General features: G+C 69.4%; 17 protein-coding genes and 2 pseudogenes. 15 read left to right on the plus strand and 4 right to left on the minus strand.

The window, feature by feature from the left end; all coding sequences use genetic code 11:
* Nucleotides 1-123: 123 nt before the first annotated feature.
* The gene (locus VH969_RS18295) at nt 124-396 is read right to left on the minus strand and encodes a hypothetical protein (protein WP_331975734.1); all 273 of its coding nucleotides are present in this window, start codon (nt 394-396) and stop codon (nt 124-126) included.
* Between the two features lie 105 nt (nt 397-501).
* Here VH969_RS18295 and VH969_RS18300 point away from each other — a divergent pair, with 105 nt between their 5' ends.
* From VH969_RS18300 to VH969_RS18320, 5 genes and pseudogenes are all read left to right on the plus strand, one after another.
* A complete protein-coding gene (locus tag VH969_RS18300; protein ID WP_331975736.1) occupies nt 502-1653 on the plus strand; it encodes a hypothetical protein in 1152 nt (383 codons plus the stop codon).
* Nucleotides 1650-2051: a hypothetical protein gene (locus VH969_RS18305; RefSeq protein WP_331975738.1), complete on the plus strand. Its 402-nt coding sequence runs from the start codon at nt 1650-1652 to the stop codon at nt 2049-2051. Before VH969_RS18300 ends, VH969_RS18305 begins: the two co-directional genes overlap by 4 nt.
* Complete coding sequence (locus VH969_RS18310) at nt 2048-2593, plus strand: hypothetical protein (protein ID WP_331975740.1); 546 nt, start codon at nt 2048-2050, stop codon at nt 2591-2593. Before VH969_RS18305 ends, VH969_RS18310 begins: the two co-directional genes overlap by 4 nt.
* A gap of 477 nt (nt 2594-3070) precedes the next feature.
* Nucleotides 3071-3142, plus strand: a pseudogene (locus VH969_RS34545) (hypothetical protein); the annotation flags it as partial.
* 232 nt (nt 3143-3374) lie between these two features.
* The gene (locus VH969_RS18320) at nt 3375-4232 is read left to right on the plus strand and encodes an MFS transporter (RefSeq protein ID WP_331975744.1); all 858 of its coding nucleotides are present in this window, start codon (nt 3375-3377) and stop codon (nt 4230-4232) included.
* Nucleotides 4233-4261: 29 nt separating this feature from the next.
* Here VH969_RS18320 and VH969_RS18325 read toward each other — a convergent pair whose 3' ends face one another.
* A complete protein-coding gene (locus VH969_RS18325; protein ID WP_331975746.1) occupies nt 4262-4816 on the minus strand; it encodes a TetR/AcrR family transcriptional regulator in 555 nt (184 codons plus the stop codon).
* Between the two features lie 107 nt (nt 4817-4923).
* On the opposite strand from VH969_RS18325, the gene VH969_RS18330 reads away from it, so the two are divergent.
* The 4 genes and pseudogenes from VH969_RS18330 to VH969_RS18345 all read left to right on the plus strand — a co-directional run bounded on the left by VH969_RS18330 (nt 4924) and on the right by VH969_RS18345 (nt 8098).
* Complete coding sequence (locus tag VH969_RS18330; RefSeq protein ID WP_331975748.1) at nt 4924-6390, plus strand: DHA2 family efflux MFS transporter permease subunit; 1467 nt, start codon at nt 4924-4926, stop codon at nt 6388-6390.
* Nucleotides 6391-6721: 331 nt separating this feature from the next.
* A pseudogene (locus VH969_RS18335) lies at nt 6722-6886 on the plus strand (allene oxide cyclase barrel-like domain-containing protein); the annotation flags it as partial.
* Between the two features lie 116 nt (nt 6887-7002).
* A complete protein-coding gene (locus VH969_RS18340) occupies nt 7003-7386 on the plus strand; it encodes an SHOCT domain-containing protein (RefSeq protein ID WP_331975750.1) in 384 nt (127 codons plus the stop codon).
* Between the two features lie 427 nt (nt 7387-7813).
* A complete protein-coding gene (locus VH969_RS18345) occupies nt 7814-8098 on the plus strand; it encodes a DUF3040 domain-containing protein (protein WP_331975752.1) in 285 nt (94 codons plus the stop codon).
* Between the two features lie 652 nt (nt 8099-8750).
* On the opposite strand, the gene VH969_RS18350 is transcribed toward VH969_RS18345, so the two are convergent.
* Nucleotides 8751-9212: a DUF3455 domain-containing protein gene (locus VH969_RS18350; RefSeq protein WP_331975754.1), complete on the minus strand. Its 462-nt coding sequence runs from the start codon at nt 9210-9212 to the stop codon at nt 8751-8753.
* Between the two features lie 722 nt (nt 9213-9934).
* Between VH969_RS18350 and VH969_RS18360 the strand changes: the two genes are divergently transcribed.
* Genes VH969_RS18360 through VH969_RS18385 form a run of 6 tightly spaced genes read left to right on the plus strand, consistent with a single transcriptional unit; the run spans nt 9935 to nt 14453 of the window.
* Nucleotides 9935-10300, plus strand: a complete 366-nt coding sequence (locus tag VH969_RS18360) for a hypothetical protein (RefSeq protein WP_331975756.1) — start codon at nt 9935-9937, stop codon at nt 10298-10300.
* Nucleotides 10293-10538: a hypothetical protein gene (locus tag VH969_RS18365; protein ID WP_331975758.1), complete on the plus strand. Its 246-nt coding sequence runs from the start codon at nt 10293-10295 to the stop codon at nt 10536-10538. Before VH969_RS18360 ends, VH969_RS18365 begins: the two co-directional genes overlap by 8 nt.
* A gap of 9 nt (nt 10539-10547) precedes the next feature.
* Nucleotides 10548-11558, plus strand: a complete 1011-nt coding sequence (locus VH969_RS18370) for an MvdC/MvdD family ATP grasp protein (protein ID WP_331975760.1) — start codon at nt 10548-10550, stop codon at nt 11556-11558.
* Nucleotides 11558-12097, plus strand: a complete 540-nt coding sequence (locus tag VH969_RS18375) for a MauE/DoxX family redox-associated membrane protein (protein WP_331975762.1) — start codon at nt 11558-11560, stop codon at nt 12095-12097. The genes VH969_RS18370 and VH969_RS18375 overlap by 1 nt, the downstream gene beginning before the upstream one ends.
* Before the next feature lie 11 nt (nt 12098-12108).
* Nucleotides 12109-12654: a TlpA family protein disulfide reductase gene (locus VH969_RS18380; protein WP_331975764.1), complete on the plus strand. Its 546-nt coding sequence runs from the start codon at nt 12109-12111 to the stop codon at nt 12652-12654.
* Between the two features lie 20 nt (nt 12655-12674).
* The gene (locus tag VH969_RS18385) at nt 12675-14453 is read left to right on the plus strand and encodes an ABC transporter ATP-binding protein (RefSeq protein WP_331975766.1); all 1779 of its coding nucleotides are present in this window, start codon (nt 12675-12677) and stop codon (nt 14451-14453) included.
* Nucleotides 14454-14593: 140 nt separating this feature from the next.
* On the opposite strand, the gene VH969_RS18390 is transcribed toward VH969_RS18385, so the two are convergent.
* The gene (locus VH969_RS18390; RefSeq protein ID WP_331975768.1) at nt 14594-16045 is read right to left on the minus strand and encodes an SDR family oxidoreductase; all 1452 of its coding nucleotides are present in this window, start codon (nt 16043-16045) and stop codon (nt 14594-14596) included.
* Nucleotides 16046-16049 lie beyond the last annotated feature (4 nt).

Raw genomic sequence — 16049 nt, forward strand, 5'->3', positions numbered from 1 at the left:
TCGTTGCGACACTCCGAATCGACGACCGTAACTGTGGAGTTCCGTCATGCATGGTCGCGGTCCGGAAGGGCAGATACTCGCGGTCGGCCGCGCACTCCCCCTTTTAGCCTGCTCGCAATGCAGTCACCCTTCGAGAACCGCGAACACGATCGATGCCAGTATTCCGATTACGATCAGTGCCAGCGCGATCCACACCAGCTCGACCGCGCGTCGGCCGGTTCCAGCCGCCAGGCCGGCGATCGCGAAGGCGCCCGCGGCCGCCAGTGGCACGCCGGCCACGGCGCCTTCCGCCGTCGAGCTGTGGGTGATCACGTAGGCGGCGAACAGTGGACCGCCCGCGGCGGTGAAGATGGCCACGCGACGGCGCAGCTGCCCCCACACGTCGCTGGTCACCATGTCCTCCGATAGGGCGATAACTGGCGCTTACCGGCAGATTCCGCCCGCACGGCGCCGCACACCGTGCGAACCTAACACCGGCACACGATCACGCATGGGGGGCATGTGGGCTACTTCGTCCGGCCCGAAGCACTCGACAGCTACGCCACGCTCGTCGAACGCAACGGCATCAACCTGTCATTGACCAACGTCCATCTCGGTGGCGAGTCCGAGCTGGGGAACGTCGAAGGGATCTGGATCCAGCACCTGGTCGGCGCGCACACGCAGACCGTCGATCGGATGCTGAGCAGTGTCGCGCAGGGCTTTCACCAGCTCGGTGCGAGCGCCGACGAGCTCAAGCGCACGGCGGCGTACTATCGTTCGGTCGACCAGACCTCGGCGGCGAGCCTGGACGCCACCTACCCCGCGTCGCCGCGCCCGCCACTCGAGGCGCCTGTGCCGGGTGTGATCCAGCCGTCGGATCAGCAGGGACCGGTCGAGGTGACCGGTGGTGATGACATCCGAGATCCGTTGGCTCACCTGAGCGAGCCCGGTGCTCCACCCGACTTCAGCGATCCGATGGTCCTCTTCAACACCATGGGTGACTACCTGAGCCCCACATGGTGGATCAACCAAGTGCTCAACGACACCATCGGTGTGAATCCGATGGAATACGTCAACCATGTCGTCGTCGGCGACTGGAAGGGCTTCGCTCGGTGCGGCACCATGTGGGCCCAGATCGCCGGCGCGGCAGATGACATCGGGGACAACCTGGACAACGGGCTGCGCTGGATGGCCGCGGACTGGCAGGGCAAGGCGGGCGACGCGGCAGCGCACTACTTCGACTATGCCGGAAAGGCGTTGCACAGCCACGCCGACGTGTTCCGCGTGCTGCACGACAAGTACGTGGAGATCGCCCGCGACGTTTGGCTGTGCTCGAAGACACTGGCTGACATCATCAAGGCGATCATGGATGCGGCGCTCGTGGCCGGGCTCGCCGTCTTGGCCGCCGCCTCGCTGTCCTGGACCGGGGTCGGGGCCGGAATCTCCTGGAGTGTCGCGGCATGGGAGTGTTCGCAGATCATGAAGCTCTGGGGCGAGGCCAGCTCCGCGATCGCCACCACCCAGACGCTCATCACCGGGTTCGTCGGCATGGCCACCTCGCCCGACGAGATCACCATGCGGGAGATCACCCCGCTGCCGATGCCGACGGTCGACTACGACCACCCCGCCGCCGCGCCCGAACCCGCCCGGCCCCGGCAGAAAGGGGAGTTGTGAACACTCGCCCCTTCGACCCACTGGCCGACCTGACCCTGTCCCCCGTGCACAAGGCGGCCGCGCGCAAGCACCTCGACCAGCTCGCGGCGCAGACCCAGCAGCCCGAACTGCGCGACCTGGCCCGTGAGGTGCTGTCCGGGCGCGTGAACCTGCGCGGCGCGCTGCACGACCCGCGCGTCGCCGCCTTGCTGGACGAGCAGGTCGGCCGGTTCTCCGCGTGGTACCGCGAGCTGCCGGCCGAGGAGCGAGCCGAGCAGGAACGCCTGGCGGAGCAGTTCGCCGAACAGGCTCGCCGCGACTCCGCCGCGCCCTCGCCGCGGGAGATCCGGCGGCTCCGACCGGACGACGAGGACGACTGGGCGGAACCGCGTCCCATTCTGAGGAAGAGGCGGCGATGAGACGCCCAGCCATCGGCCTGTTGGTGTTGGTCGCCGTCGCCGTGTCGGGTTGCGCGGGCACGCAGGCGGCGCCGACCGCGTCGCCCGCCACCGACCTCAGGGTCTCGGCCGGTGCGACGGAGTGGATGACCGACCTCTGCACGATCGCCGGTGACCTCCGCAACGGGTTGTGGGCCAGCGCCACGGGCGACGGACCGTTGCGCAAGCGCCTGCACGACCAGCTCGACACCGCCGCGGGCAAGGTCGACACCGCACTCGGCGAGCTTCGCACCATGCCGGACGCACCGGTCCCGGGTGGGGATGCGGCCGTCACCCAGCTCGGTGACGAGCTGGGTGAGCTCCGCGACGCGCTGGTTCGCGGGCGGGGCGCCCTGGCCGCGTTGCCCGCGGACACCGGCGAGGACCGGCTCGGCCAGGCGCTCGGCGCGGTGTGGCCGCAGGCCGCCGCGCGGGCGGCGAAGCCGTTCACCGGAGTGACGGTCTCCGACGCCATGCGAAACGCCGCGACCGGGCCCGACTGCGCGACCATCATTCCGCATTAGCCGGGCAGCGCTACCGGTTGATGACCCGACGGATGAATAGTGTGCAAGATCGTCCTCGGACACGCGCACTAACCACACGCGGTGCGGCCGCAACATGACCCGCGACGCAGCGCCCCGCCACGGGCATCGAGCAGCCACCCGTCGTGCCGTGGGTGGTGACCGCGCGTGGCGAGCAGGCGGTTCGCGACCAGGCCACCCGGCTGCGCGAACACGTGGCGGCACGGCCGGACCTCTCCCCCGCCGACATCGGCCGCTCGCTGATCGAGACACGCACCCGGTTCGAGAACGGGGCGGTGGTCCTCGGGTCCACTCGGGACGATCTCCTGGACGGGCTCGCGGCCCTCGCCGAGGGACGGCCGGCCGCCGGGCTCGTCAGCGGCCGGTCAGTCGCGGACGTGCCGGTCGCCTTCCTGTTCCCCGGCAGGGCAGCCAGTACGCGGGGATGGGCCGCAGGACTTCATCGTCGCCCGGATCGCCATGGGGCTCGGCGCGGCCACTGTGCTGCCCGCCAGGGTGAGCATCACGACGACGATGTTCGCGGCCGACCAGCGCAGGCGTGCATTCGCGATCGGCGCGGCGTCGGTGTCCGCCGCGGCGCCGTTCGGCCCGATCGCCGGTGGTGTGCTGCTCAACCACTCCTGGTACGGGTCGCTGTTCCTCGCCGACGCCGTCATCGTGGTGCTGGTCCTGCCGTTCATCGTCTGGCTGACCCCGGAGACCCCCACCGCCGTCACGAGCCGGCCCGACCTGCCGGGCATCGTGCTCGCGACCGGCGCGGTCCGTGGCGCTGTTCGGCGGATTCCTCGTCGCCCCGAGCAGCCGGCCGGTCGCCGTCTGCCTGATCGTCGCGGTCCTCATGCTGGCCGGCTTCGCCGTGCGGCAGCGAGCGGCGGCGAGCCCCCTCCTCGACCTGGCGGTGCAGCACAACCGCACCTTCATCTGGTCGCAGCTCACCATCTCGCTGGTCAACCTGGGGTGGACCGGGCTCCTGTTCCTGCTCCCGACGTACTTCCTGGTGGTGCGCGGTTTCAGCGCGCTCGGCGTGGCGCTGCTGCTGGTGCCGCTGGCCGGGATGGCGAGCGTCGGCTCAGTGGTCACCAACCGGCTGACGCACCGGCTCGGCGTGCGCTGGACGGTGATCATCGGGCTGCTGGTGTTCGCCGCGCGACTCGGGCTGCTGTCGACGCTCACACCGCGGTCGGGACTTCCGCTCGTCGTCGTCGCGTTGGCGCTCAGCGGCTTCGGCGCCGGGCTGCCGCAGGCTCCCGCGCTCGTCACCGCGCTGGGTGCGTTGCCGGAGCGCTCGGCGGCGAACGGGCCCGGCGTCGTCAGCGTGTTGCGCCACATCGGTGGCGCCTTCGGCGTGGCCGCGGGCGGCTTCGTCGTGGCCACCGCGTACCTGCGGGGGCTGCCGGAGCCCGGCGCGCCACCCGCCCTCGCCGACGCCGCGGCGCGCGCGTCGGTGGTCAACGTCGCCGATGCCGCGGACCGGGTCCGGACGAGCGCGTACGCCGCGTTCACCCACGGCGTGGCGATGGCGATGCTGGGCGGCGCGGTGTTGTTCGTCGGGCTCGCCGTGCTGGCGATGGCGCTCTCGGAACGACCGTCCCAACAGGACGACCGGCAGGCGACGCCGTGAGGCGGGCGACCGGGTCCGAGAGTGACGCGTTATCCGTCGAGGCAGCGCAGCGCGGCGGCGACCAGCTCCTTGCGCGCCGCCGGCGAGAGCGCCCCGTCCGACGCCTGGACCACCCAGAACGTGCCCTGTTTGGCGACCGCGAACGCGGCGCGAGCGCGCACCAGGGCGGCCTCGGACGGGCGCGGCCCGGCCAGCGAGCGGATGATCGTCTCGGTGTAGCCCTGAACGTCGTGCAGGCGCCGCATGACCGACGTGGCGGACGGGTCGTTGCTCAGCAGCGAGTTCACCGTCTGCGCGTCGACGGTCAGGTCGACCAGCGCCGTGAGCAGCTCGTCGGCACTCACCTTCTCCCGCTCGACACGCTCGGCGATCGCGGCATAGCCGGCCATGGGTTCAGTGATCAGCGCGCCGAGGATCTGCTCCTTGGCGGTGAAGTAGTAGTACAGCGCCGCCTTGCTGGTGCCGAGCTCGCGCGCGATGTCCGCGATGGACGTCCCCGCGTAGCCGCGCTCGGCGAACAGCTTCTGGGCCACGTCCAGAATGCGCTGACGAGTGCGAGCAGCGTCGCGTTCCACCACAGCCATCGGGCTCACCTCCCGGCACAAGCGTACCCCACTTGACGACCGTTCAGTAAGCTTCCTACGGTGGGTTGCTTACCGACCGTTCGACAAGCACGGGGGAAGGCCCGAAGATGACCGATAGCCGACAGGACGAGGCGGTTGCGACACCGCGGGCCGAGCAGACGTTCGTCTGGACACGTCGCCACACGCTGATGCTCGCCGTTGTCGCGGCCGCACACATCCTGGACACGATCGACATCGCGATCGTCAACGTCGCGCTGCCGCAGATGAAGGCGAGCCTCGGGTTCTCGGAGGCGGGCCTGTCCTGGGTGGTCAACGGCTACCTCGTAGCCTTCGGCGGGTTCCTGCTGCTGTGCGGGCGTGCCGGTGACATCCTCGGCAAGCGCCGGGTGCTGCTGATCGGCCTCGCGTTGTTCACCGTGGCCTCCCTGGCCGCCGGCCTGGCGACCGATGCCACCACCCTGGTCGTGATGCGCGGGGTGCAGGGCGCCGGCGCGGCGCTCATCAGCCCGATGACACTGGCGCTGCTCGCCACGATCTTCCCGGACGGCCCGCGGGCAAAGGCGATCGCGATCTGGGGAATGATCAGCGGTGTCAGCGGTGTCGTCGGCTTGATCCTCGGCGGGCTGCTGACCACCGGGCCCGGCTGGCGGTGGATCTTTCTTATCAACGTGCCGGTGACGATCGCGGTCATCGTCGGTGCGGTGGTCTGGCTCGAGCGGGATCCGGCCAACACACGGCGCCGCCCCTTCGACCTCCTCGGCGCCATCATCGCCACAGCCGGCATGACACTGGTCGTGCTCGGCATCGTCCAGGCGAGCCAGGCGGGCTGGGGCGCGGCGAGCACCATCGTGCCGTTGGTCATCGGCGTCGTGCTGCTGGGCTACCTCGTGCTGCACGAGGGCCGCGTGGCCAAGGACCCGTTGCTGCCGCTGTCACTGTTCAAGATCCCCACCGTCACAGGGGCCAACGCCACACAGGCCCTGGTCGGTAGCGGCATGTTCGTCCTGTTTTACATCGCCACGCTGTACCAGCAGGAAGTGCTCCACTACAACTCGCTGCAGACAGGGCTGGCCTACGTGCCGCTCAGCCTGGTGCTGATGGGTTTCGCGAAGCTGACGCCCAAGCTAGTCGGCACCTACGGCGTGCGCGCGGTCGTGCTGGTTGGGGCGATCATCGCGGCGGTCGGCATGGGCCTGCTCGCGTTCGCCGGGACCGACGGGAGCTTCCTCGTGAACATCCTCGGCCCGACGATCGTCATCGGCGTCGGTATGGCATTGACCTTCCTGCCGCTGTCGCTGGCCGCCGTCACCGGCGTCCCCGCCGACGGCCGGGGCGTGGCGTCGGGCCTGATCAACGTCTCGCGGATCACCGGCGGCGCGCTCGGCCTGTCCATCGTGGCCGCCTTCGCCGCCGGCTACACCAAACAGAAACTGGAATCCGGGACGTCGGCGGCCATCGCGCTGACCGACGGCTTCCGCATCGCGTTCATCGTCGGAGCCGTGTTGCTGGCTCTGGCCGCGTTCACCGCTCTGCTGCTCCCGCGCAAGCCCGCGGGCGCCGCCGCGAAGGGATAGCGGCGATGACGACGAGCGACGTCCGTTCTTTCCTCTTGGAGGAGCATCGCGCTCGGCGTCGACCGGCTGCACGTGGTCGGCCCGTCCCTCGGCGTGGAGGTGGACGGCGCGGCGGTGCCGGCCTGCCACGACCGGTTCGTCACCGAGGTGTTGCCGCACGTCATCGCCTGAGGGCGCGGCTTAGCGGCGCTTTAGCGCGATATTCCAGCCTTTCCGATGTATCCCGTTGGAGCACACGACGCGAATGAGGAATCAGATGACGGAAAGCATCGCGCTCATCGAGCTCGCCTAGCAGGTCAGCCTCCGGTATGGGGGCACTCCCGACGCGCCGGAGGTCGGCGAGTCCGACACCCACGACTCCGTCCTGCTCGACGCCGACGGCGCCAAGGTGGGCACCCTGACCGGCCGCGGCAAGGTGGCGTACCGCCGCCCCACGGACGACCACGTGATGGCGTACTACCAGGAGGAGCTGACCCTCCACCGAATCGCCCTGTGATTTCGGATGTCACCCCCGGCGAATGAGGTCTCCGGAGTTCGCCCAGTGGAGGCTGATCACAGGGTCACTTCCTCGCGTCGCCAGGCGCCGAGTGCCGGCCCGGTGAGGAGCTCGCGATGTCGCTGTGGGACGTGATGGTATCGATGTTCTGGTTCTTCGTCTTGTTCGCTTGGATTTGGCTGCTGATCACGATCCTGAGCGACATCTTCCGCGATCACGAGCTGTCCGGCTGGGGCAAGGCGGGCTGGACGCTGTTTCTGATCGTGGTGCCTTGGCTGGGCGCTTTGGTTTACCTGATCGTCCGGGGCAGGTCGATGAACGAGCGTGCGCGGGCGCAAGCCCAGCGGAACGAGGAGCGATCGCGGCAGTACATCCAGGAGGTCGCGGCCTCCAGCCCGGTGAGCACCGCGGACGAGCTGACCAAGCTGGCCGACCTGCACGACCGGGGTGCGATCTCCGACGAGGATTACGAGCAGGCCAAATCGAAGGTACTCAGCTGATTCGGCACCGGTCCCATTGGGCACTGCCCAGGCGGAACGGCACGACGTAGCCGTGGCCTTTGTGTGGCCCGGGAAGGAGAGGGAGGTGCCTCGTCGAGGTTGACGAGCCGTCAAGCTTCATCTGCCGCGAGTGACGGCAGATTGGCGCGGTCGTCATGACTTGCCGCTACCTGATCAGGAAGAACGATCTCTCCGCCAACGAAGATCCAGTGTGGACAGCACGAGCGCAGCGTGCTTCGCTACGTCGAGCCAGCGACGACGTACTCGTCGCCGGCAATGAAGCCCGCGAAGCGGAATTGGCCGACCACACCCATCACCGTCCTGAGTGGAGACCGGGCCGATGCTGCAACCCGTTTGTGCGGAAAGCAGCCGAAGTGCCGGCTGCTGCTTGCCGGTCGTTGACGTACGCGGAGGAACGGAGGCCACGATGCTCAGCAGACACGACCGTGTCGTTCTGAGAGGGATGGAGAGCGCGCTTAGCGCCGATGCGCCGGAGCTGGTGGCGTCGTTCGACGAATGGGGAGCGACAACGCCGGGAAAGCGTCGTTGGAGGTCTGCCGTCGTGCTCTGGCTCGCGGTCGCGTTGATGCTCGCTGGTATCGCGCTGGCGTCCGCTGTCGTGTTCTGGCTGGGCGCACTACTGGTCGGCAGTCTGCTCGGTGTCGGGCATTGGCGGCGTCGGATAGTGGAGCACCGTCGCCCGCGCGGTTGACCCGACGACCTCACGCGTCCACGGCGGTGAGCGGCTTCGCGCGGACGCCGAGTAGAAGCTCGGCCAACCACCGATCGCCATGTCCGTTCGCAGCTGAGTAGAAGCCGATGGCGCGGCCGCCGATTGCGACTAACTGGCCGATCATCGGCGGCCGACGGTACCGCCGGCAAACTCGCTCTTGGACACTCTGCCACTCGCTGGCTGAACGGGTAGACGCGCTTCGTCGCCTTCGGTCCGTGTTCGAGCCGCCGGCTTGAGGCCAGTCCTCCGGCACCGCGCCACCGGCGCAGCAACTGCGCCGCGGTGAATGTCTCCACATCGACGATTACCGGATGCGCCGGCTTACGCGACCGTACGATCCTGTCCGGAGTGGACCGACGAAACCGGACCACCCTGCCCGGCCGCCATTTCGACCGGGTCGACCGGCGGCGGGCGATCCGTGTCGGGCTGCCTGTCGCGATGGGTGGGCTGGCATTGTTCACGCTCGTCTCCGGGTTGCGGTGGCCATTCGCGGCGCGCGGGACGCAGGGTTGGAACAAGGCATGATGTGCGGCGCCGCCACGGCCGATCGCGACCGGTTACAGATGCCCACTCGGGTACGGCTCACGGGGCGAGGCCGCGCGTGAGCCGTACCCCGAGTCCGCTTCGCGGATCAGTCGGCGTCCGCGACCCAGAACGTGTAGCGCGCGGTGTACGGAACCGACGCGGTCGTGCCCTCGCTGCAGGTGCCCGTAGGCGCGAGGCCGCCGGTCGTGTTCAGGCGCTGGATGTAGGTGACGGCGCTGAGCAGTCCCGGCCCACGGTTGCTGGCCGACTTGAGCAGCAGCTGTGGGATGGCGTTCGGCACCGGTGAGCTCGCCTGCGCCGTAGCGGTCACCGAGCTGCCGTCGACGACGGAAGTCCACACCGGACCTACCGTGTGCAGCACCTGGGGACGGCCGTGATGGCGCAGGATGGCGTCGGGCTGAAGGAACGTCCACGTGCCGGCGGTACATCGGTGGGTTTGCACACCGCGGGCCGGCATGGCCGCGATCCGGGTGTTGCCGTCGGGGACCTTGATCGCGTCGGGAACGCCCCGCTGTACGGAACTGTCCGGCCCGTGCGCGGTGCCCACGGCGCCGGCCGTGGAAGCGGCTCCACCAACACCGACGGTCGCGATCGCCACGACGGCCAATCCGATCGCGATCCTACGTAATCGACCCATTGTCCACTCCAAGCTGGTTCTCCACGCCGGCAATCGCCGGCGTGGAGAACCAGCTATTTCGCAGCGGACCGCTCGGCTCGTTACCGGCCACCAGCACCGACGCGCGCACCGCGTGCGAAGGTAGGGAGCCGAAGTGCCTACGACGGGCGCCGTGGCGTGTAATTCCGCGCGCCCTGGAACTCACTCGTCGACACATGACCATAGAACGGTCAGGAACACGAACTTACCCACCACCAGCAACGAGCGATGGCCGACGGCCATCGTGCCCGAAATATCCAACTAGCCGCGACTCGGTCACAACAAGACTCGTTATCGAGATGATGGTGGTGGTTGATAGAGCGGCGTGGCCACTGACACCCTCGACCGGGAGACTCCCCCGGCCCGGACGTACAAAGTGGTGCCGGGCAACGCGTCCGCCCACAAGACCCGGCGATGGAACGGTGGCTCGCCGCCCACCCTCGCTTCGTCCTGTACCTCACCCCGACCAGCTCGTCGCGCGATCCGGCGCATCAGCTGCGCTTCGCCGAGGGTTCGACCGACACGATCTCCGGATGCGCGGCCTACGAGACCGCACGACGGTCCCCATCTGGCCGATTGTCCGAGTGGCCCTCGCTCGGGCAGCATGACAACGCATGACGACCGCCTCGCCGACGTTCCTGCGACTGGATCGCCCGGAACTGGAGGGCGGGACGATGATGGTCGTTCGTTCGGTGCTGCCCGCAGACCGGGCGCGACGACGGGTGAGCCCATTCGCTCCGTTGGCATACCTGTTCGAGACCGTGAACCGGTACGAGCCGGACCGTGACGTCCGGCTGGATGCCGGCCATTACGACGAGGCCAACCTGGTGTGGTCCTTCACAGGTGAGGTCACCGGCATCGTCGGCATCACCACTCCCATGACGCCCGAGAGCGACACTCCCGGGGAACAGATGGAGGTCACAGATGTCCGCTCCAGTACTGACGAAGAACCCGTTACGCACGTCCAGGTCGATGATTGACGGCCATATCGTCCCCGACGACGTGGAGATCACCAAGCAGGGCATGCCCCTGGGTTACCTCTACTCGACGTGGAACCTCGACGTGGAGCCCGACACGACGATCGAGGCGGGCCACTACGACGAGGATCTCCAGGTCTGGATCACCCCGGATGGCGCGCCGACCATGGGGGTTTACACCAAGACCCGCACCTCCGGCTCCGGCTGCGGTGACTGTGTCACCGACGACGCCTGCCAGTAGGTCGCCGCGATGACGCACGCAGACCCGACCGTCCTCATCGTCACGCAGGACTTCGACCCGACGGCGGACCCCGTGGTGGTCAGCCTGCGCGAGCGAGGCGCCGATATCGTGCGCGTCGACCTGAGCTACTTCCCGCAGCGGCTCAGCCTGACGGTGTCCGACTTCGGTGAGGAGCGGCGACAGCTGCGTCATCGCGACCGGGTCGTCGACCTCGACGCGGTCGCGGGCGTCTGGTACAGGCGCCCGACCGCGTTCGAGTTCGACGCGGCGATGGGCGAGGCGGAGGCCCAGTTCGCCCGCAGCGAGGCGCTGCACGGTGTCGGAGGCATCCTCCGCGCCACCGACTGCCTGTGGGTGAACCGCCCCGACCTGGATGGAACAGCCGAACTCAAGCCGTATCACATGAAGGTGGCGAAGCGGTTGGGCTTCCGCACGCCACGCACGCTGATGACCAACGACCCGGACGAGGTCGCGGCCCTGATCGCCGGGTTCGACGGACGCATCGTCTACAAGGCGCTGACCGGTGGGGTCGTCCACTATCCCGGCGCGTTTCCCGGCGGCCTGCTCACCGCGATTGTCGGCGACGAGATCGGGGAGCACCTCGGACGGGTCCGGCACACCATCTGCACGTTCCAGGAGTACATCCCCAAGGCGTACGAGATCCGCTTGACCGTAATCGGCAATACCTTCTTCCCGGTGGTCATCAGCTCCCAGAACGAGGACTCGACCAGCGTCGACTGGCGCGGCGCGGAGAAGTTGCCCTACGGGCCCTATGGGCCGCTGCCGGACGAGGTCGCGAAGAACGTCCAGGCGCTGATGGCCGAGCTCGGTCTCGTGTACGGCGCCATCGACTTCATCGTGACCCCCGACGGGGAGTACGTCTTCCTCGAGGTCAACCCGAACGGGCAGTTCATCTGGATGCAGCATGACCTCGGGCTGGCGATGAGCGACTGCCTGGCGGAGCTGCTCATGGCCGGACAGCCGTTTCGCCGCGGGGACGTCACCCAGATCGGGTACTGATGCTCGCGGCGGCACTCGCAGCGACGGTCGCGGTGACCTTCGCCGTCTCGGCGGCCGCGAAGCTGTCCGACCTCGCGGCGTTCAGGCGTTCAATGCCGGCGACACTGGGTATCCCGCCGCTGCGGGCGAGGGCGCTCGCCCCAGCGGTGGTCGCCGCGGAACTGGCCGTAGCGCTTGCCGCCGTCGCCGGCCTCTGGTCGCCGTCCGTGGCGCTGGCCGGGTTCGTCGCCTCGGCCGTACTGCTCGGCGTGTTCACGGTGGCGATCAGGTCCATGATCGCTCGCGGTGTCACTGAGCCGTGTCATTGCTTCGGCGCGCGTGGCGCCCCGCCGGGCGCCGTCGACCTAATCCGCAACGGCGTTCTGATCGCCGTGTCCCTGGGGGGCCTGATCGCGGTGGCGCTGGGTTCGCAGGCGGTCGGCGGCGGCTTCGTCCGGTTGGCCGCCGGTATGGTTGTCGGCACCGCGACAGCCCTGCTCGTGGTGCACCTCGACGAGCTGGTGTGGCTGTTCGGGCCTACCCTGCCTGGCGTCGAGTAGCGGGAGGACCGGTGTCGGAGCTCGGTGTCGTGTTGATCGTGCTCGGTGCTCTCGGCCTAGCCAACCTGGTGCTGACGCTGGGCCTGGTGCGCCGCGTACGGGCGCAGAACGAGCTGATGCGGATGAGCATCGAAGGAATCGCCAACCCGAAGCCGATCATGCGGGTGGCCGGGGAGCGGGTCGGCGACTTCGTCGCGGCCACGACCACCGGCGACCGGGTGAGCGCCGCGGACCTACGCGGCCACACCCTTGTCGGCTTCTTGTCGCACACCTGTCCGGCGTGCGCGGAGTCGCTGCCGTCATTCGTCGCTCGTGCACGGCTGACCCCCGGCGGGCGTGATCGGGTGCTGGCCGTCGTGGTGGGCGCCGGAGACGCCGCCGGCGAGCTGCGGGCTCGGCTGACGCCGGTGGCACGTGTCGTCGTCGAGAGCACGGCCGGTCCGGTCGCCAGGGCGTTCGGCGTAGACGGGTTCCCCGCCTTCGCGCTGCTGGACGGCGACCGGGTGGTGGCCAGCCACTTCGCGCTCGACGGGATCCCGGACGCGGCGGCCCCGTGACCGAGCGCCACGAACGGCTGTTGCGGCCCGCGCTCGCCATCGCATGGGAGGTCGCCCGCCCGCTGCTGCTCCTGCGGATCGCAGTCGGTCTGCTGACCGCCGCCGTCCCCTCGACCATGGCGTGGCTGATGAAGGTCGTGCTGGACGGACTCGTCACCGGAAATGGTCCGTTGTGGACGGCGATAGGTGGGCTGGTGCTGGGCGGCGTGGCGACCGCCGCGCTGCCACAGGTGGTCCAGTACGTCGATGCCGAGCTGCGCCGGGCGTTCACCCTCGTGACGCGCCAACGGCTCTACGGAGCAGTCGGCAAGCTGCGCGGTCTGGCCCGGCATGAGGACCACGATTTCCAGACCCGGCTGTCCTTGGCCACCGAGGTCGGTCCCGCCGGCCCCGCCGAGGTACTGACCAGCACCATCGGCGTGCTCCAGGGGATCGCGATGGCAGCCGGCTTCCTGGTCACTCTGACCGTGATCAACCCATGGATGCTGCTGGTCGTGCTCGCGGCCGCGGTGCCGACTCTGCATGCTGAGCTGGCGCTGAGCCGCGACCGCGCGCGGATGATCGCTGAGCTGGGACATGCCGCACGGCGTGAGCACTTCTACGCCCAGCTGATCGCAAGCGTCGAGGCGGTGAAGGAGGTCCGGCTCTATGGTCTCGACAGCCTCTTCGCTGCCCGGATGGTCGGTGAGCTTCGCCGCGTCGACGCCGGACACCGCGCGGCCGACCGGCGCGAGCTGCGCACACTGGGCCTGCTCGGTGCTCTCGGCGCGCTGATCGCCGGAGGCGGCCTCGTCTGGGCGGTGGGCGCTGCGGCTCGGGGCGAGCTGAGCGTCGGCGACGTGTCGGTCTTCGTCGCAGCGGTCGCGGGCGTGCAGGGTGGATTGAGCGTCGCGATCGGCGGCTGGGCGCAGGCCCATCATGCGCTGCTGCTGTTCAGCCATTACCAGCACATCGTCCACACGGAGCCCGACCTGCCCGTGGTCGGACCCGGCCGCTCCGTCTCTGCCCTGGTCACCGGCATCGAGTTCCGCGATGTGTGGTTCCGCTACGCCGAGGACCTCCCGTGGGCGTTACGCGGCGTCTCCTTCACCATTCCCTCGGGCTCGGCCACGGCGCTGGTGGGACAGAACGGCGCGGGCAAGAGCACGATCGTCAAGTTGCTGTGCCGCTTCTACGACCCCGACCGGGGCACCATCCTGTGGGACGGCATCGACTTGCGGGAGCTCGCGATCGACGAGCTGCGCCGCGTGATCGGTGCGGTGTTCCAGGACTTCATGCACTACGAGCTGTCCGCGGCGGACAACATCGCTGTCGGCGACGTGTCCGGGCTGGCAGACCGGAACCGCATCGCCCAGGCGGCCACATGGGCCGGGGTCGCCCCAGACCTCGACGCGCTGCCGCGCGGCTACGACACGATGCTTACCCGGGTCTACATGAGCGCGGAAACCGAAGCCGACCCGGTCACCGGTGTCGTGCTGTCCGGCGGCCAGTGGCAGCGCCTTGCTCTAGCCCGGGCCATGTTCCGCCGGGACAGCGCCCTGGTCATCATGGACGAGCCGAGCTCCGGTCTCGACGCCGAGGCCGAGCACGAGCTGCACGAGCGCCTGCGCGAGCTGCGCTCCGGCCGCACGAGCTTGCTGATCTCCCACCGCCTCAATACCATCCGCGACGCCGACGGCATCGTCGTGCTGGCCGGTGGGACCGTAGTCGAGACCGGCAACCACGCCGAGCTCATGGCCCGCGGCGGCCGCTACGCCACCCTGTTCCGTCTCCAGGCGAGCGGATATGTGCAAGATTGACCTATCGCTGATCACACGCAGATTCGACGTCACGTCCACGACGTTCTCGGCGGCTTGTAGGGAAGATCCGATCGGAGCCCGCTGGGTAGAGCTGGCCCAGGCTTCCGACTTTCCCTGCGTGCCACGCGTGGTCGTCGGGCTCACCGCCGCTCGTGCTGCGCGGCTCCGGTGATGTTGCGCGCCATCCCACCGAACACGATCCCGTGGAACGGGGAGACGGCCCGCCAGTAGGCATGGCCGGCCAGCCCGTGCGGCTCGAACACGGCGCGCTGCCGGTAGACCGAACCGCCGGCACCGTCGGGCGCGGTCGACAGCTCTAACCACGCCCGGCCGGGCAGCCGCATCTCGGCTCGCAGACGCAGCAGGTGCGGCCGGTCCAGGTGCTCGACCCGCCACCAGTCGAGCGCCTCGCCGGTGTGCAGGCGGCGCGGGTCGCGGCGGCCCCGGCGCAGGCCGACTCCGCCGGTGAGCCGGTCGATCCACCCGCGCACCGACCACGCCAGCGGGAATGAGTACCAGCCGTGCTCGCCGCCGATGGACTCGATCACCTGCCACACGGTGTCCGGGTCGGCGGTGGTGCGCAGCTCGCGGATGTCCTCGTACAGGGAGCCGCCGGACCACTCCGGGTCAGTGGGCAGCGGGTCGGACGGCTCGCCCGCGTCCGACCACCGGGTGGGCACGTCCGCGTTGCGGATGTGGGCCAGGGCCAGCTCGATCGCGCCCTCGTAACGGGTGAGCCCGCCCGGTGGTTTGCCGACATGCTCGTCGATGTCGTGCTCGCCGCAGACGACCTCGTGGACCAGCGACTCGATCAGCGGCACCGCGATGCTGCGCGGCACCGGCGTGACGAGGTTGACCCACTGCGCGGACAGCCATGGGGTGAGTACCGGCACGGGCACGACGACCCGCCGGGGCAGGCCGGCCACGACCGCGTACCGGCGCATCATGTCGAGGTAGGTGAGCACGTCCGGGCCGCCGATGTCGAAGGTGCGGTTGATCTCGGCGGGCAGCTCCGCCGCGTGTGTGAGGTAGTGCAGGACGTCGCGCACCGCGATCGGCTGGATCCGGTTGTGCACCCAGCGCGGGGTGACCATCGCAGGCAGCCGTTCGGTCAGGTAGCGAAGCATCTCGAAGCTCGCGGAGCCGGAGCCGATGATCACCCCGGCCCGCAGCGCGACGGTCGGCACGCCGGAGCCGAGCAGAATTTCACCCACTTCCGCACGCGAAGCGAGGTGGGGCGACAGCCGCTGCCCGGCCGGGGTGATGCCGCCGAGGTAGACGATCCGGCGTACCCCGGCCGCGGCGGCCGCGCGGGCGACGGCGTGTGCGGCCTGCCGGTCCACTCGCACGAAGTCCTTGTGGTGCAACGAATGCACGAGGTAGTACACGACCTCCTGACCGTCGACGGCGGCTGCCACGCTCGCCGGATCGGTGACGTCCGCGGTCGCGACGTCCGCGTCGGACCTCCAGGGGGTGTCGGCGAGCTTGCCCGGGTCGCGGACCGCCGCGCGGACTGCGTGGCCGGCGCGGAGCAGCTCGGGGACCAGCCGGCCGCCGATGTACCCGGTGGCGCCGAAGACGACACAACGCATGGTG

Origin of the sequence: Actinophytocola sp., assembly GCF_036555685.1 — a bacterium.
In the GTDB taxonomy this organism is placed as follows: Bacteria; Actinomycetota; Actinomycetes; order Mycobacteriales; family Pseudonocardiaceae; genus Actinophytocola.

Coding starts and splice junctions, on each gene's coding strand:
- VH969_RS18330 (WP_331975748.1), top strand. CDS start 4,924: ATGACCGATAGCCGACAGGACGAGGCGGTTGCGACACCGCGGGCCGAG.
- VH969_RS18360 (WP_331975756.1), top strand. CDS start 9,935: ATGACGACCGCCTCGCCGACGTTCCTGCGACTGGATCGCCCGGAACTG.
- VH969_RS18345 (WP_331975752.1), top strand. CDS start 7,814: ATGCTCAGCAGACACGACCGTGTCGTTCTGAGAGGGATGGAGAGCGCG.
- VH969_RS18365 (WP_331975758.1), top strand. CDS start 10,293: ATGATTGACGGCCATATCGTCCCCGACGACGTGGAGATCACCAAGCAG.
- VH969_RS18295 (WP_331975734.1), bottom strand. CDS start 396: ATGGTGACCAGCGACGTGTGGGGGCAGCTGCGCCGTCGCGTGGCCATC.
- VH969_RS18340 (WP_331975750.1), top strand. CDS start 7,003: ATGTCGCTGTGGGACGTGATGGTATCGATGTTCTGGTTCTTCGTCTTG.
- VH969_RS18375 (WP_331975762.1), top strand. CDS start 11,558: ATGCTCGCGGCGGCACTCGCAGCGACGGTCGCGGTGACCTTCGCCGTC.
- VH969_RS18390 (WP_331975768.1), bottom strand. CDS start 16,045: ATGCGTTGTGTCGTCTTCGGCGCCACCGGGTACATCGGCGGCCGGCTG.
- VH969_RS18325 (WP_331975746.1), bottom strand. CDS start 4,816: ATGGCTGTGGTGGAACGCGACGCTGCTCGCACTCGTCAGCGCATTCTG.
- VH969_RS18370 (WP_331975760.1), top strand. CDS start 10,548: ATGACGCACGCAGACCCGACCGTCCTCATCGTCACGCAGGACTTCGAC.
- VH969_RS18310 (WP_331975740.1), top strand. CDS start 2,048: ATGAGACGCCCAGCCATCGGCCTGTTGGTGTTGGTCGCCGTCGCCGTG.